At 68.5% G+C, this 14,700-nt stretch carries 21 protein-coding genes and 1 pseudogene; 15 read left to right on the top strand and 7 right to left on the bottom strand.

Features of this window, described 5'->3' with window-relative positions:
* Positions 1-43 precede the first annotated feature (43 nt).
* Positions 44-367: pseudogene (locus HUX53_RS41500) on the bottom strand (ATP-binding protein); the annotation flags it as partial.
* 96 nt (positions 368-463) lie between these two features.
* Between HUX53_RS41500 and HUX53_RS24495 the strand changes: the two are divergent.
* From HUX53_RS24495 to HUX53_RS24480, 4 genes are all read left to right on the top strand, one after another.
* A complete protein-coding gene (locus tag HUX53_RS24495) occupies positions 464-1,276 on the top strand; it encodes a helix-turn-helix transcriptional regulator (RefSeq protein ID WP_255205590.1) in 813 nt (270 codons plus the stop codon).
* Complete coding sequence (locus HUX53_RS24490; RefSeq protein WP_176405571.1) at positions 1,273-1,458, top strand: DUF397 domain-containing protein; 186 nt, start codon at positions 1,273-1,275, stop codon at positions 1,456-1,458. The genes HUX53_RS24495 and HUX53_RS24490 overlap by 4 nt, the downstream gene beginning before the upstream one ends.
* Positions 1,459-1,512: 54 nt before the next feature.
* Complete coding sequence (locus tag HUX53_RS24485) at positions 1,513-1,872, top strand: hypothetical protein (protein ID WP_176405570.1); 360 nt, start codon at positions 1,513-1,515, stop codon at positions 1,870-1,872.
* Positions 1,873-2,415: 543 nt separating this feature from the next.
* On the top strand, positions 2,416-3,279 hold the full coding sequence (locus HUX53_RS24480; protein WP_217919844.1) for an alpha/beta hydrolase: 864 nt from the start codon (positions 2,416-2,418) through the stop codon (positions 3,277-3,279).
* Here the strand turns inward: HUX53_RS24480 and HUX53_RS24475 are convergent.
* A complete protein-coding gene (locus tag HUX53_RS24475) occupies positions 3,266-3,637 on the bottom strand; it encodes a DUF2255 family protein (RefSeq protein ID WP_176405569.1) in 372 nt (123 codons plus the stop codon). The genes HUX53_RS24480 and HUX53_RS24475 overlap by 14 nt on opposite strands.
* Before the next feature lie 145 nt (positions 3,638-3,782).
* Between HUX53_RS24475 and HUX53_RS41495 the strand changes: the two genes are divergently transcribed.
* From HUX53_RS41495 to HUX53_RS24455, 5 genes are all read left to right on the top strand, one after another.
* Positions 3,783-3,968 carry a hypothetical protein gene (locus tag HUX53_RS41495; protein WP_255205589.1) on the top strand — a complete coding sequence of 62 codons (186 nt, stop codon included), beginning with the start codon at positions 3,783-3,785 and terminating at the stop codon, positions 3,966-3,968.
* Complete coding sequence (locus HUX53_RS41490; RefSeq protein WP_255205588.1) at positions 3,965-4,129, top strand: hypothetical protein; 165 nt, start codon at positions 3,965-3,967, stop codon at positions 4,127-4,129. Before HUX53_RS41495 ends, HUX53_RS41490 begins: the two co-directional genes overlap by 4 nt.
* The gene (locus tag HUX53_RS42640) at positions 4,126-4,470 is read left to right on the top strand and encodes an ATP-binding cassette domain-containing protein (RefSeq protein WP_176405568.1); all 345 of its coding nucleotides are present in this window, start codon (positions 4,126-4,128) and stop codon (positions 4,468-4,470) included. Before HUX53_RS41490 ends, HUX53_RS42640 begins: the two co-directional genes overlap by 4 nt.
* A 175-nt stretch (positions 4,471-4,645) precedes the next feature.
* On the top strand, positions 4,646-4,996 hold the full coding sequence (locus tag HUX53_RS42635; protein WP_176405567.1) for a hypothetical protein: 351 nt from the start codon (positions 4,646-4,648) through the stop codon (positions 4,994-4,996).
* A complete protein-coding gene (locus HUX53_RS24455) occupies positions 4,993-5,496 on the top strand; it encodes a hypothetical protein (protein WP_255205587.1) in 504 nt (167 codons plus the stop codon). Before HUX53_RS42635 ends, HUX53_RS24455 begins: the two co-directional genes overlap by 4 nt.
* A 160-nt stretch (positions 5,497-5,656) precedes the next feature.
* On the opposite strand, the gene HUX53_RS24450 is transcribed toward HUX53_RS24455, so the two are convergent.
* On the bottom strand, positions 5,657-6,304 hold the full coding sequence (locus tag HUX53_RS24450; RefSeq protein WP_176405566.1) for a winged helix-turn-helix transcriptional regulator: 648 nt from the start codon (positions 6,302-6,304) through the stop codon (positions 5,657-5,659).
* An 82-nt stretch (positions 6,305-6,386) separates the two neighbouring features.
* On the opposite strand from HUX53_RS24450, the gene HUX53_RS24445 reads away from it, so the two are divergent.
* The 3 genes from HUX53_RS24445 to HUX53_RS24435 are packed head-to-tail and all read left to right on the top strand — an operon-like array spanning position 6,387 to position 8,010.
* On the top strand, positions 6,387-6,929 hold the full coding sequence (locus HUX53_RS24445) for a dihydrofolate reductase family protein (protein WP_176405565.1): 543 nt from the start codon (positions 6,387-6,389) through the stop codon (positions 6,927-6,929).
* A 23-nt stretch (positions 6,930-6,952) separates the two neighbouring features.
* Positions 6,953-7,804, top strand: a complete 852-nt coding sequence (locus tag HUX53_RS24440; protein WP_176405564.1) for an alpha/beta fold hydrolase — start codon at positions 6,953-6,955, stop codon at positions 7,802-7,804.
* Positions 7,801-8,010, top strand: coding sequence for a DUF4287 domain-containing protein (locus tag HUX53_RS24435; RefSeq protein ID WP_176405563.1), 210 nt, complete (start codon positions 7,801-7,803; stop codon positions 8,008-8,010). Before HUX53_RS24440 ends, HUX53_RS24435 begins: the two co-directional genes overlap by 4 nt.
* 296 nt (positions 8,011-8,306) lie before the next feature.
* Here HUX53_RS24435 and HUX53_RS24430 read toward each other — a convergent pair whose 3' ends face one another.
* Positions 8,307-9,380 (bottom strand): hypothetical protein, encoded by a 1,074-nt coding sequence (locus HUX53_RS24430; protein WP_176405562.1) that lies wholly within the window; start codon positions 9,378-9,380, stop codon positions 8,307-8,309.
* Between the two features lie 52 nt (positions 9,381-9,432).
* Positions 9,433-9,696 (bottom strand): hypothetical protein, encoded by a 264-nt coding sequence (locus HUX53_RS24425; RefSeq protein ID WP_176405561.1) that lies wholly within the window; start codon positions 9,694-9,696, stop codon positions 9,433-9,435.
* Positions 9,697-10,041: 345 nt separating this feature from the next.
* Here HUX53_RS24425 and HUX53_RS24420 point away from each other — a divergent pair, with 345 nt between their 5' ends.
* The gene (locus HUX53_RS24420) at positions 10,042-10,251 is read left to right on the top strand and encodes a hypothetical protein (RefSeq protein ID WP_176405560.1); all 210 of its coding nucleotides are present in this window, start codon (positions 10,042-10,044) and stop codon (positions 10,249-10,251) included.
* A gap of 26 nt (positions 10,252-10,277) precedes the next feature.
* Here HUX53_RS24420 and HUX53_RS24415 read toward each other — a convergent pair whose 3' ends face one another.
* Entirely contained in the window at positions 10,278-11,030 is a 753-nt protein-coding gene (locus HUX53_RS24415) for an IclR family transcriptional regulator (RefSeq protein ID WP_176405559.1), read from the bottom strand.
* Positions 11,031-11,134: 104 nt separating this feature from the next.
* On the opposite strand from HUX53_RS24415, the gene HUX53_RS24410 reads away from it, so the two are divergent.
* Together HUX53_RS24410 and HUX53_RS24405 are read left to right on the top strand one after the other, a co-directional pair.
* Entirely contained in the window at positions 11,135-13,069 is a 1,935-nt protein-coding gene (locus tag HUX53_RS24410) for an acyl-CoA dehydrogenase family protein (protein ID WP_176405558.1), read from the top strand.
* 175 nt (positions 13,070-13,244) lie between these two features.
* Entirely contained in the window at positions 13,245-14,066 is an 822-nt protein-coding gene (locus HUX53_RS24405) for a bifunctional 2-polyprenyl-6-hydroxyphenol methylase/3-demethylubiquinol 3-O-methyltransferase UbiG (protein ID WP_176405557.1), read from the top strand.
* A 364-nt stretch (positions 14,067-14,430) separates the two neighbouring features.
* On the opposite strand, the gene HUX53_RS24400 is transcribed toward HUX53_RS24405, so the two are convergent.
* On the bottom strand, positions 14,431-14,700 hold a 270-nt coding region (locus HUX53_RS24400; RefSeq protein WP_176405556.1), incomplete at its 5' end, for a response regulator transcription factor.

Here is a 14,700-nt window from a genome sequence, read left to right as displayed (position 1 = left end):
ATGTCGGCGGGCGGACGGCCCACTCGGCGAAGACGGTCTTGCCGCCCGCCACGTCGCGCAGCGTGCCCCAGCGGGAGACCAGCTCGCCGACGATCACCAGCCCGCGGCCGCCCAACGCGTCCGGGCCGGAGGAACGCGATACCGGAAGCGTCCCGTCGCCGTCCCAGACCTTCACCACGTGCACCTCACCGTCCGAGCAGGCGTCCACCCGGATCTCCTCGGTCCGCGCGTGCCGGATCGCGTTGGTCACCAGCTCCGACACCACCACCCGCACGTGATAGCCGTCGACAGGCCATTCGGCCGCGATCTCCGCGACATAGTCCCGCGCCACCTTGATCATTTCGAAATCCGGCTTGAACGCGAGCATCTCACTCCCTCCGTACGCGTTTTCCGGTCATAGCGTGACGGCCCGCGCTAGGGTTAAATGCGTTCAACCAGGCAATCTGTACTCGAAGGATCATGAATGGGCGCTCGGAATGATCTGGACCCAGACGGTGATCACTGGCATTGGCTAGCCTCTGACCTGCGCGTATGGCGCATTGAACGGAATATGACGCAGACCGACGTGGGCAAGATCCTCGGCGTCACAAAAACTCAAGTTTCGAACTGGGAATCGGCTCGCGAGAATCTACCCTTGAAGCACGCCGAAACTTTGGACCGAGTTTGGCGTACATATGGGCATTTCACCCGACTTCGCCGTCTGGCGGAACAGGCGCACGACCCGGGTTGGTGGGCCCAGTACACGCCGATCGAGGCGCAGGCATCCCGCATCTGCTATTGGGCTCTCGCGATCATCCCCGGATTGCTCCAGACGCCGGACTACGCCCGGGCTCTCCTGGAGGACGGCCAGATCATCGAGGACGTGGAGGCCACGGCCGAAGCTCGCATGGCCCGGCAAGAGGTACTGAGCCGGGACAAGCCACCCGAGCTACGGGCACTGCTCAACGAGTCGGCACTCGACCAGCCTGTCGGCGGCCCGGAGGTCATGAGAGAACAACTCGCCCACCTCATCACGCTCAGCCACCGGCGCAACGTAATCCTGCGCGTCGTACGCCGCAGCGTCGGCGCCCACATCGGCCTCGACGGCTCGTTCGCAATCCTCGATGGGCCAAAGGATTCCGCGGCCTACATGGATGCCAACACTGGTGGCAGACTGACCCAAGACCCGACAAGGCTGGACGACCTCCATTGGCGCTTCGGCCTCATCGGCTCCGAAGCGTTGTCCGCGTCCGCCTCACGTGCTCACATCGCACAGATCATGGAGGCCATGCAATGATCGAGTGGCGCAAGTCCAGCCGCAGCAACGCATCCGGTGAGGAGTGCGTGGAGGTCGCGGCACTCCCCGACGGGCGCGGCATCAGGGACAGCAAGGCCCCCGACGCCGGCCACCTGACCCTCACCACCACCGGCTTCACCCAACTCCTCACCCACATCAAACAGGACCAGTCGGCTGCATGACGTGAGCTGGTGCCAGAGGGTCTGCTCACCGGCGAACCTCGAGGAGGAAGGGCCATGAGCAAGACTGAAGCGTCCCAGCTTTGCCTTGAGTTCCAGTTGCTCCTGGCACCGGGGACCACGGTTGCAGACGTCCACGCCCACGGCCAGCGGGTGATGGAGGAGCTTCTCCATCTTGAGGACTGCAACAGCGACTTCACCGACTCGGCCGTCAGTACCAATGCGGAGACGAGCACCATCACCGTCGAACTGCTGGTCCTCGACACGGCGGACCCCACCACCGCCCTACGACGCGCTCTGGACCTCATCCGCACGGCCGCACATGCCGCCGGCGGCGCTACCCCTGACTGGCCAACCGTGAGCGAGATGCCGGTCCAGGTCCAGTTCGCGAAGGCCCAAGAGCTCACCTCGGCCTGACACCAGCCTGGATCCACCGGGTGTTCTAGGCGACCAGTGGTTGTGTCCTCAGCATTTTCAGGCCCGTTTGGCATGCCGTTCACGATTGCGCGGTTTGTCCCCAGCATCCGACGAAAGTCGGGGGTCGTCTCACTCGGGTCGTAGCCACGGCAGTCTTGCGGCCGATGCTGCGTTCGTCCCGCCGGGTCCACTCTTGAGGCCCGTCGAACGAGGAGGACGCGTGCCTTACGGTTATCTGATCAGTACGGTGCTTGCCGCGGGTGGTACGGCGATCGCGTTGGCTCCGCCGCGCAGGCCGCGTCGGCTGATCGGGCTTGGGTTCCGGATCAGCACGGTGCCGAACGAGGTGCCGTTTCTGGTGTTCCTCCTGGTGTTTGCCTCGACGCTGCTCGCCGCGGGGCAGCGGGATCTGGGGTCGCCGAGTGCAAAGGCCGTGCTCGTGCTCGCCCTTCTGACCGTGCTGGGTCTCACGGTCGTCGTCCGGCGACAGGTGGCGGCCGGGTCGGCGCTGGAGGACGCACTGCGCGACGGGCTGGGCGCCGGGTGGCACGCGTCGGTGGACCGGCTTCCGTACGGGCGCATCCTTCTCGGTGTGCACGTCCGGCGGCGGGACGTGAGCGGATCGCCGACCTGCGTTACGGTGATGACCGACGCAACCGGCTGGACGTCTACCGCCACCGCTCCGCTCCCGAGGGCGGGCCCACGCTGGTCTACTTCCACGGCGGCGGCTATTTCAGCGGGCGGAAGAACCGCGAGGCCCGTCCGCTGCTCTATCGGCTGGCGAGCCAGGGGTGGGTCTGCGTCAGCGCGAACTACCGGCTGCGGCCGGACGCCGGTTTCATCGACCACCTGACCGACGCCAAGCGGGTCATCGCCTGGACGCGTGAGCACGGCCACGAGTACGGCTCAGACACTGACACGCTGGTCATGGCGGGCAGTTCGGCTGGTGCCCATCTGACTTCGCTGTGCGCGCTAACGCAGAACGACCCCGCCTACCAGCCGGGCTTCGAGTCCGCCGACACGTCCATCGCCGCCGCCGTCTGCCTGTACGGATACTTCGGCGACTACTACGGGCACGATGAAGGGTCCGGTTCTTCGCCGCTCGCGCACGTGCGTGCCGATGCGCCTCCGTTTTTCATCGTGCACGGCGACGCCGACACCCTCGTCCCCGTGCGGGAGGCACGTCACTTTGCCGGTGTCTTGCGCGGTGTCTCCGATGCTCCGGTGGTGTACGCCGAACTGCCCGGTGCGCAGCACGCCTTCGACCTGTTCCACTCGCTGCGTTTCGACCGGGTCGTGTACGCCGTCGAGTCCTTCGCGGCCTGGGTCAGGTGCAGCCCGGAAGCAGCCGCCGACCGCGTAGCGGATATCGCGGGTGAGTCGATGCCCCCGGTCAGCGCGGGGTGAGTCTGAGGGTGGTGTCCCTGGGTCCGGGCTGCGTCATCGGCTCAGCCCAGGGTGTGCTGCCGTACTTGGTCATGTAGGCGGCGTCGACTTGCTCGTTCACCGCAGGGTCGGCCTCATCGACGAACGCTACGTCCTTGGTCGTGCCGTTTGCGCGGACCTGGCCCAGGTGAGTGGTCTCGGCGGTCCGGTACCAGTGGCCTCCGGGACCATTGGCTGAGCGGACGTACATCTCGTCACCGCTGCGGACGATCCAGATCGTGGTCGGGCTCCGTAGCGATCCGTCGTTCCTTTCCGGCGCGATCTGGATCTCCTGGGCGTCACCGAGGTCGGTCAGGTCATCACTGCTCCATGTGGACATACCGGTGCCATGCCCGGCGAGCCGTCCGATACGAGGCGCATTGCGCGGAATTGACGACGGCGTCGGCGTGACCTGACCTGCGTCTTCGTCTTATCGCATTGACATCGAGTTCTATCTGGACTCCGGGTCGGGGGTGTCGCCGTACATGCCGCTCGTCCGGCAGGTGCGGCATGCGCTGCGGCTCGATCTGCTGCGGGTCGGGGATCAGCTGCCCACGGTCAAGGACGTGGTGGCGCGGCTCGCGATCAACCCGAACACCTCCTCAAGGCGTACCGGGAGCTGGAGCACGAGGGGCTCGTCGCGCCGCGTCCGGGCATCGGGACCTTCGTGACGCGGTCGCTGGCCGGCGAGTCGCTCGCCGCGCACGGCCCGCTGCGCAAGGAGCTGGAGCGCTGGCTCGCGAAAGCGCGCATGGCCGGGCTGGACGACGAGAGCATCGAGGCCCTGTTCATGACGACCTTTCGGTCCGCCGGTCAGGAGCACATAGCGTGAGCGCCGTCCTGCAGGCCGAGGGCCTGGGCAAGAAGTATGGGAAGCGGTGGGCGCTGGAGGACTGCACGCTCGACATCCCGGCGGGACGCGTCGTCGGGCTCGTCGGGCCGAACGGGGCCGGGAAGACGACGCTGCTGAACCTGGCCGTGGGGCAGATCCAGCCGACGGCCGGCAGCATCCGGGTGCTCGGCGGCTCCCCCGCGAGCGGGCCCGAGCAGCTCGCGAAGACCGGGTACGTCGCGCAGGACACCCCGACGTACGCCCGGCTCAGCATCGCCGATCAAGCTGGGTGCGCGGCTCAACCCCGGGTGGGACGACGCGATCGCGCGCGAGCGCATTGAGCGGCTGGGGCTGGATCCCGCGCAGCGGGCCGGGAAGCTGTCCGGCGGGCAGCGCGCCCAACTCGCCCTAACGCTGGGCACCGCCAAGCGGCCCGAGGCGCTGATCCTGGACGAGCCCGTCACCGCCCTCGACCCGCTGGCACGGCGCGAGTTCCTGCAGCGCCTCATGGAGGCCGTGGCGGAGCATTCGCTGAGCGTCGTCCTCTCGTCCCACCCGGTGTCCGACCTTGAGCGGACCTGCGACTACCTGATCGTGCTGGTGAAGTCGCGCGTCCGGATCTCCGGGGACGTCGACGACCTGCTCGCCACCCACCACCGGCTGACCGGGCCGCGCAAGGACGCGCTGCCGGACGGCCAGCATGTCGTGTCCGTAAGCCACACCGACCGGCAGAGCACCTTCGTCGTCCGGACGGACGGCCCGATCCACGACCCCGCCTGGACGGTCGGCCGGCACGGGCTGGAAGACCTCGTCCTCGCCTACATGGCCCCGGCTCCGTCCCGTCCCACGCTGGAGGCGATCCGATGACCTGGCTGACGCTCCGCCAGTTCCGTGCCCAGGCCGCGGTGGTGTTCGCCGGGCTCACCGTCACCGGCCCCGGCCTGGCCGACGACTACAACAGCGGGCTCGCGTCCTGCACGGCCCAGGACGACTGCGACGGGTTCGCCGCGCGGTTCTTCAGCGCGCTGGCCATCTTCGTGGTGTTCCTCCCCGGCATCATCGGCATCTTCTGGGGCGCGCCGCTCATCGGCGTCTTCGTCCGCCGCACGCTGCCCGCCATGGCGATCACCCTGGCCGTGTTCGTCGCCGTCCAGATCGCGGTGCCGCTGCTGATCCGCCCGCACCTCGTCCCGCCCGTGACCAGGACCGTAGCGATCAGGTCCGACAACCTCGGAGAGTTCATGGTGAACGGCGACACCATGACCACGCGGGCTACAAGCAGAGAGTCAGCTACCAGCCCGCCGACCACTTCTGGCCGCTCCAGTGGGCCGAGACCAGCCTGTTCGCCGTCCTCGCGCTGGGCCTGACCGGCTTCTGTTTCTCCTGGACGCGCCGCCGCCTCGCCTAAAGCCCCTCACCGACCGCCGTCCACGCGGATGTGCCGTGGCGGCTGCTTCCCCCTGCCGACAGCCGCCGTACCGGCTCCGCGAACATCGCGCGATGCCGGCCGACGCCAGGCGGCGGTGGTCAGAAGCGGAAGGTCTCGACGAACCGGTGCAGGAGGCCGGGTTCGCCTTCGACGCGGACGCTGCCGTCGGCCAGCGCCTGGTCGGGAGTCTTGGCCCCGGTCATCAGGGCGTGGACGCCTTGGTCGGCCAGCCGCTCGATGACCAGGTCCGGGGCGGGGTGCGGACCTATACCGACCGTCAGGCTCCCGTCGGCGATCTGCAGGCGGAGGGTGAAGTCGCCCATGCGGACCTCGTAGCCGACCGTGGCACCCCGGGCGACTTCCGACCGGTAGGTGGTGCGGAAGGCCATCGCCACCGACTCGGCCGTGATGGCCTCGCCGGGGCGGGGGGTAGTCATGGTCCGCGCCCCCCAGCGGCCGAAAGCGACCAGTGCCGGTTCGAGGTCGCGTCCGTAGTCGGTGAGCTCGTAGACGACGGCGCGTTCGGGGTGGGGCAGCGCGCGTCGGGTGACGAGTCCCGCCTCTTCGAGCTGCTTGAGGCGGGCCGACAAGATGTTGGTCGGGATGGTGGGCAGGCCCTTGCGCAGGTCGGTGTAGCGCTGGGGCCCCGACAGCAGGTTGCGGACGATCAGCAGCGTCCAGCGTTCACCGACCACCTCCATCGCGCGGGCCAGGCCGCAGAACTGTCCGTACACACGAGCCGTCATGCTGCACATCCTACTGCGAACTTCGGTTAACAAAGCGTACTTGCAAAAGACAAGCTTGCTTTCGTTCGGAAGGAGTGAGCGCATGACTGCGCGGAAGATCGCCGCCGGGTTGTTCGTCTCGCTGGACGGCGTCGTGGAGGCGCCCGAGGCGTGGCACTTCCCCTACCTGAGCGACGAGATGGCAGCGGCGGTCGGCCGGCTCTACGCCGAAGCCGACACGTTGCTGATGGGGCGCCGCACCTACGAGGCGTTCGCCGCGGTCTGGCCGCACCAGTCCGGCGAGCTGGCCGAGGCGATCAATAGCATCCGCAAGCTGGTCGCCTCCGCCACCCTCACCGAGGTCGGCTGGAGCAACGCGACCCTGATCGAGAGCGACGCCGTCGCCGCGGCCAAGCGGCTCAAGGAGCAGCCCGGCGGCACGATCGCCGTGACGGGCAGCATCAGCTTGGTGCGCGCCCTGCTGACGGCCGGACTGCTGGACGAACTGCGCCTGCTGATCCACCCGCTGGTGGTCGGCCAAGGGCAGCGACTGTTCCCCGAGGACACCGCCTCCGTCCCCCTCAAGCTCACCCGGTCGGCCACCTTCACCACCGGCGTGCTCGACCTGACCTACCAGCCCGTCTGACCAACGAGAACGGAAGACACACCATGAACGACGTCGAGACGCAAACGCTCCAGGTACCGGGGGCACGCCTGCACTACGAGGTCCGGGGCACCGGGCCGCTGCTGCTGATGATCCCCGGCGCGCCCGCCGACGCCGGAGCGTTGACCGAGTTGGCGACGGTCCTGTCCGACCGCTACACCGTCGTCACCTACGACCAGCGCGGCCTGTCGCGCAGCGCCCTGATGGGGCCGCCCGCCGACCAGGACGTGGCGGTCTTCAGCCTGGACGCCCACCACCTGCTCGCCGCCCTGGGCGGCGAACCGGCCTACGTGCTGGGCAACAGCGGCGGCGCGCTCACCGCCCTGGACCTGGCGGCCCGCCACCCCGAGCAGGTCCGCGCCCTCGTCGTGCACGAACCGCCGATCCCCGAACTGCTGCCCGACCGCGAGCACTGGCGGACGGTGTTCCAGGACGTCCACGACACCTACCGCGACCAGGGCGCGGGCGCGGCGATGGGCAAGTTCATCACCACCGTCGACGGGGAGAACAGCGCTCCTCCCGCAATGCCCTCCCAAATGCCGCCCGAAGCGCTGGAGATGATGGGCCGCATCCAGGGCAACCTCGACTACTTCCTGTCCCACGTGCTGCTGCCCGTGCTGCGCTTCGTCCCCGACATCGACGCGCTGCGCTCCGGCCCCGTACCGGTCGCCGTCGGCATCGGGGCCGCCTCGGGCGACGGCGTTCGCACCCGTTCGGCCCGGATACTGGCCCGGCACCTCGGCCTCGAGCCACTCGCCTTCCCCGGCGACCACCAGGGCCTGGCGTTCGACGCCGCCACCAGCGCCGAGATCATCCATACGTCCTTCGCACCAGCGGAACGGAGCATCAGCGCATGAGCACACCGGCCAAGGGCAACCCCGCCAGCTACTTCCCCGCGATCGAGAAGAAGTACGGCCGCCCGATCCAGGAGTGGATCGACCTCGTCGACGCCTCTCCCCTGACCAAGCACATGGAACTCGTCGCCTGGCTGAAGACCGAACACGGCCTCGGCCACGGCCACGCCAACGCCCTGGTCGCCCACACCCTCGCCGGCAGGAAGTAGGCCGCCTAGGTCTCGTCCCGTGAGCACCGGCATTAGCCGACGCTCACGGGACGAGGTCGTCTTCGCTCAGCACGTTGACAGCGGGAAGACCACCCTCAGCCCAACAGGATCGGCGACATCGTCCACGCCGCGCATGTCCGCACGCTTTTCGAGGACCGTCGGATCAGCCGAAAGCCGCTGACAAACCTCATTAAGAGGTACGCAACACACCTTTCACGGACACCTTATTGCTGTGGAAGGCACCACGGCTGCCACAGCACGGTCACTGACCGGGCGGATACACGGGCTCTATTCGGTCAGCGGACGTCGACGTAGTCGGTGGCCTGCGCGGGGAAATCGGTCTTGCTCGTGTCAGGTGCGGCGTAGGGGCTGAGGTAGTAGGCCATCCAGGTGGCGTCGGCCGACGTCTTGCACTTCATCTGGAACCAGCCGGTCGAGCTGGTCGCGTCTCCGCCGTTGGTGCAGGACGGCGTCCGCAAGGTCGTCTGTCCCTTGAGGCGGTACTTCGCGCTGACCCACTTGCCCTTGATCGGCTGCCAGCCGCCCGAGGACGTCCAGCGCATCAACCGGCCCTTGATCGTCAGGTACTGGCCCTTCCGTGCCGGTTCTGGGGAGGCGTTGAAGCTGGCGATGCCGGTCTTGTAGTACACGCGGAACGGGTAGCCCGACTCGACGTTGGTGTAGGTGGCGTCACCGGCGAAAACGGTGCGCAGCCATCCGGCCGTCCACGCGGTCGCCTTGATCTTCACCCGGCCCTTGGCATCGGTCGTGCCCGAACCGACCTGTTTCCACCCCGTCTTCGGATAGCCGGAGGTTCCCTTGGGCGCCCACCACAATGTCACCTTGCGCGAGGGAAGGACCTCACCGCGCACCGCCTTCAGCGTTCGCCGAACTTCAATGGTCTTTCCACGAAGCGGGTAGACCGGATTGGTCTCCTGATCACCCAGCGCGTGGTCGATGTACAGCCGGCTGATCCAGCCGAGGACCCGCGCCGAGGTCTCGGTGACCTGCCCGTAGCCGGCCACTCGCGCGATAATGTTCCCCGGCCCCGGGTAGAACGTCGCGCTGAACCGGCCGCTGGCCTGCACCGTGGCCGTCACCTGGAGCTGCCCGTCCGGGCTGTCGAAGTGCACGACCAGACCGGCGGGTGCCGCCACCCATCCGGCGCCACGATCCTGCTGCACCCGCCCGGTCACCGTGATGTCGGCGTCCCAGTTCTGCACCGCCACCGGATCGACCACGATCCGCTGCGGAATCGCCGCCTCCGCCGCCTGCACCGGAGAGGCGGCCAGCGCCACCGCCAGCACCCCGCCACCCATCACGACCGACACCGCATTCCTCATTTTCGAACTCAATTCCTTCACTTTCATCAGCGGTCACCCGTATGGGTGCTCTTTTTAGATTCACAAGCCGCACGCGGCTTCACTGCAGCGATTTCGTCTCTTCGGGCTCTTCACCGGATCGCATTGGACCACCCGTGCGTCCTCTGGTGTCCCCCAGTCGCGAGCGTCGGCGACGAGTCCACTGTGCTTGGCGATCAATCGGGTAGCCGGCACCGTATTCAGAGAACTGCCAGTACTGCGCCGGGTGCGCATTGCAGTTCCGTCGCTGCATGACGTTCATCAACCGCAATGTCTCGTCGGCGAACTCGTGATCCTGGACCGACTCGGCGTAGATCGCGTTCAAGACCGTCTTCCGGCGCAAGCATCTGGGATGCGTCGACACGTTCTGTCGACAACTGATGACTGAAACGACGAGCCCCAGCCAGCCTGGAAGCGCACTGTGGCCTCCCAAGATAAAGTCCGCCTAAGGCACCCTAAACGTAGACTGAAGATCAATCAGAGGAAAGATGACCACTGACCGGATTTTTGTGATCTACATCGCTGTCAGTCACGCCAACCATACGGATGATCTACGCGTCGCTCGGCGAGCATTGACATGGGTTGACATCGACGAAGGGCCGCTGTAGATCATTTGCCCACGCACCGCTACCCTTTCTGCCCGATCTTCCTTGACTTTGCAGGTGATCACATGGCTGATCAGATGGACCGACCGACTGTCGCCTACCGGATTTTCCGTGACTGGTTCGCTACCTTTGCCACCGCTTTTGTGGCCGCCTTGGCGGCTCGCCTGGTAATGGGAGGCAGCATTGGTCCGGTCGGGGGCGTCTTGGCTTTCTCGGCGTTGCTGGCGACCGTCCTGGTCGGCATCCGGTTTCTCCAGCACCGCTACAAGCGCTGAGATCGCGGACGAGTTCGCCTCGTTGGTCAGAGGGTTAGGGCTCGTTGGATTCGGTCGGCTATGGCGCGGAGGCGGTGGGCTGATTTTTCGATTCTGGGGAGTTTGGCCGGGCGGCAGGAGATGGCCAGGGCGCCTACGACGGAGCCTGCCGCGTTCGTTACCGGGACGGCGGCGCAGCCGGTGCCGAGGGCGTACTCCTCGCGGTCGAAGTGGAGGGCGGCGGGTGGGGCGAGCGAGCGGAGCAGCCGGCCCGGCTCGGTGATGGTGTGCGGGGTCAGGTCGACCAAGGGGTGCCGGGACAGGTAGTCGCGGCGGTGCGCTTCGTCGAACTGGCTCAGCACGCACTTGCCGATCGCGGTGGCGTGCGCGGCGTCCTCGAAGCCGACCCGCAGGTCGACGCGGGGTGTGCGGGGGCCGTCGGCGATGTCGATGAGGCGGATCTCGTCGTCCACGTGCATGCCGAAATAGGCCGCGACGCCCAAATCGTCGCGCAGCTCGACGAGGGTGGGACGCAGGCGGGCGAGGAGTTGCTGCGTCCGGCTCTGGCCGTGCAGCATCTCGACGCGCTCGCCGAGCAGCCAGGCGCCGTCCGGCAGCCGGGTCGCGTAGCCCTCGTGCGCGAGGGTGCGCAGTAGGTGGTACGTGGTGGCGAGCGGCAACTTCGCCTCGCGGGCGAGTTGCTTGGCGGGGGCGCCGTTCGGGTGCGACGCCACCGTCTCCATGAGGTGGAGGGCGCGCTGTACCGAGGCGATGAGCGTGGGTTTGCGTGACTCACCCATGGCGCGCGGCGAACCCCGATCCGGTCGACGTCCGTCCATTGGATCACTTCCGGACGCCCGGTCGGGCGTGGTTTCCCGATCCGGCCACGGGAAATGCGATCAGCATGAGCCAGCAGACGCACACGCATGTTGACGAGCGCACGGCCCGGAAGGTCGCCGAAGAGGCACGCGAGACCGAGTGGACGCTGCCGAGCTTCGGCAAGCAACTCTTCCTCGGGGATTTCCGGCTCGACCTGATCCACCCGCACCCGCGTCCGGAAGGGGAGCCGCGGCGCAAGGGCGAGGAGTTCCTCGCCCGGCTGACCGAGTTCTGCGCGACCCGGGTGGACGGGGCGCTGATCGAGCGCGAGTCGCGCATCCCGGACGAGGTGCTCCAGGGGCTGCGCGACCTCGGCGCCCTCGGGATGAAGATTCCGGAGAAATACGGCGGTCTCGGGCTCAGCCAGTTGTATTACGGACGGGCGCTGATGGTCGCCGGGTCGGTGTCGCCCGCGCTCGGTGCGCTGCTGTCGGCGCACCAGTCGATCGGCGTCCCGCAGCCGGTCAAGCAGTTCGGCACACAGGAGCAGAAGGACGAGTGGCTGCCGCGCTGCGCCAGGCAGGTCAGCGCGTTCCTGCTGACCGAGCCCGACGTCGGCTCGGATCCGGCCCGGCTGCGCGCCACCGCCGTCCCGGACGGCGACGACTACGTCCTCAACGGCGTCAAGCTGTGGACGACGAACGGCGTCATCGCCGACCTCGTCGTCGTGATGGCGCGCGTCCCGAAGTCGGACGGCCACCGCGGCGGAATCTCGGCGTTCGTCGTGGACATGGGCACGCCCGGCATCACGGTCGAGAACCGCAACGCGTTCATGGGGCTGCGCGGCATCGAGAACGGTGTGACCAGGTTCCACGACGTCCGCGTCCCGAAGGCCAATCTGATCGGCAAGGAGGGCGCGGGCCTCAAGATCGCGCTCACCACGCTGAACACCGGGCGGCTGTCGCTGCCCGCGATGTGCGCGGCGAGCGGCAAGTGGGCCGCCAAGATCGCGCGCGAGTGGTCGAAGGAGCGGGTGCAGTGGGGCCGGCCGGTCGGCGAGCACGAGGCCGTGTCCCGCAAGATCGCGTTCATCTCGGCGACCGCCTACGCGATGGAGGCGCTGCTCGACCTGTCCAGCCAGCTGGCGGACGACGAGCGCAACGACATCCGGATCGAGGCGGCCCTGGCGAAGCTGTGGTCGTCGGAGATGGCGTGCCAGGCCGCGGACGAGCTGATGCAGGTGCGCGGCGGGCGCGGCTACGAGACCGCCGAGTCGCTCGCGGCGCGCGGCGAGCGCGGCGTGCCCGTGGAGCAGCTGGTGCGGGACCTGCGCATCAACCGGATCTTCGAGGGCTCCACCGAGATCATGCACCTGCTGATCGCGCGCGAGGCGGTCGACGCGCATCTGTCGGTGGCCGGTGACATCATCGATCCGGACGCGTCCACCGGGCAGAAGGCGCGCGCGGCGGCGAAGGCGGGCGGGTTCTACGCGCGCTGGCTGCCGACGCTCGTCACCGGCGCCGGGCAGCGGCCGAACTCCTACGCCGAGTTCGGGCCGCTCGCCAAGCACCTGCGGTACGTCGAGCGGGCGTCCCGCAAGCTGGCCCGGTCGATCTTCTACGCGGCGGGACGCTGGCAGGGCGGCCTGGAGCGCAAGCAGGGGTTCCTCGGCCGGATGGTCGACATCGGCGCCGAGCTGTACGCGATGAGCGCGGTGTGCGTCCGCGCCCACGCCGACGCCTCGGCGGCGGGCGGCCTCGGGAGCGGGGCGCCCGGCAAGTCGGCACTGCTGCTCGCCGACGCGTTCTGCCGGCAGGCGCACGTCCGCGTCGAGGAGCTGTTCGACGGGCTGTGGCGCAACACCGACGCGATGGACGTGAAGCTGGCGCGGGCCGTCCTCGCCGGCGACTTCGCCTGGGTGGAGGAGGGCGTCCTCGACCCGTCCATCCCGGGGCCGTGGATCGCGCCGTCCGAACCGGGCGCGAGCGAGAAGGAGTCCGTGCACCGGACGATCGGCTGAGCAGGCGACACACCGGACGGGTGCGGACGGCGCGGTCACTGCGGGCCGTCCGGCGTGCACGCATGGATAGACTGACCCGACCTTCGCGCCTGAGATCGGACGCGCCCCGCACGGGCCAGGTCTTCGATCCGGCGAACGAGAAGCCGAACGCCAACGCACCCAGCGAGCGGGAAGTATGCAGTCACCTGGTCAGAAGAAGTCCATCGCAGGCACCCTCCTCAACCTCCTCGGCAGCGGCCCGAAGAAGGCCGCACCGGCCGCCGGGCCGGCACCCGGCGGGGACGTGGTCCAGCCGGCCGCCGGGGAGGGCGCGCTGGAGAACCATCTGGGCGGGGACGAGGCCCGCAACTACCGCAAGTACGAGTACGAGACCGTCGCGCCGCACGTGGGCCGGTCGATGCTGGAGGTCGGCTCCGGCCTCGGGCACTTCTCCGAGCAGTTCGCCGGACGCCTCGACTACCTCGTCGTCAGCGACAACGACCCGTACTGCGTCGGCGAGCTGCGCAAGCGCTACGACGGCAACGACGACGTCGAGGTCATCGACCTGGCCCTGCCGGCCGACATCGAGATCCGGCAGAAGGTCGACACGGTCGTGATGATGAACGTCCTGGAGCACATCAAGGACGACGTGCAGGCGCTGCGCGACCTCGCGTCCGTCACCGAGCCCGGCGGCCGCATCGTCATCTGGGTGCCCGGCTACATGCAGCTCTACGGCGACTTCGACCGCAAGGTCGGGCACGTCACCCGGTACACGCCGAAGACGCTGGAGGCGTCCGTCCGGGAGGCGGGGCTCGTCCCCGAGGTGCTGAAGCCGATCAACTTCCTCGGCGGGATCGCCTGGTGGTTCGCGGTCCGCCGCGGCGGCGCCGGCTACCCCGACCCGAAGCTCGTCAAGATCTACGACCGGACGGTCGTGCCGCTGACCCGCACCATCGAGCGGGTCGTGAAGCCGCCGTTCGGGCAGACGGTCCTCTGCGTGGCGCGCGTCCCGCGCTGACCTGCGCTTTCGGCGACGGTGACGGGTCACGGAACACGGCCCGTCACCGTCGCTTTTTTCTGTCGCCCCGAACGGTATGTCTCGCGCACCTCAGGGGCCCCGCGAGCACGACACTGGGCAGTGGCCGGACGGGCCGCGGACCGCCTCTCCGCACGGAGAAGCACCGCCTGCTCCCGCGGGACGCGCCCCGGACGGCCGGCCACCAAGTTCCCGTGTGGTCCGACGGTTCGGGGCGGGGGACCCGGGAGGGGAGGCCCCCCGCCACCGAATCAGGCCCCGCGATAGGCCGGCCCGTCGCGGAACAGGCCCGCGGTGGAACGGGCCCGCGGGGAGCCGACCCGCAGTGGGTCAGGCTCGCTGTGGGTCAGGCGCGTGTCTTCGGGGTGGCGAAGAGGGCGAGGCGGTGGGCGGTGGCGGCGGCCTCGCCGCGGCTCGCCACGTCCAGCTTGCCGAGGATGTTCGACACGTGGACGCTGGCCGTCTTCACCGAGATGAACAGCGCCTCGGCGATGTCGCGGTTGCTGCGTCCCTCGGCGACCAGGCGCAGCACCTCGAACTCGCGGGGCGTCAGCCCGAGCGGCGCCGACGCGCGGCCGCGGCCGCAGCGACGCGTCGGCGCCGCTCGGGCTGACGC

It is taken from the genome of Actinomadura sp. BRA 177, assembly GCF_013372625.1.
GTDB lineage: Bacteria > Actinomycetota > Actinomycetes > Streptosporangiales > Streptosporangiaceae > Spirillospora.
The sequence above is the reverse complement of the archived record's forward strand: the minus strand, read 5'-3'. Positions and strand labels throughout refer to the sequence as shown.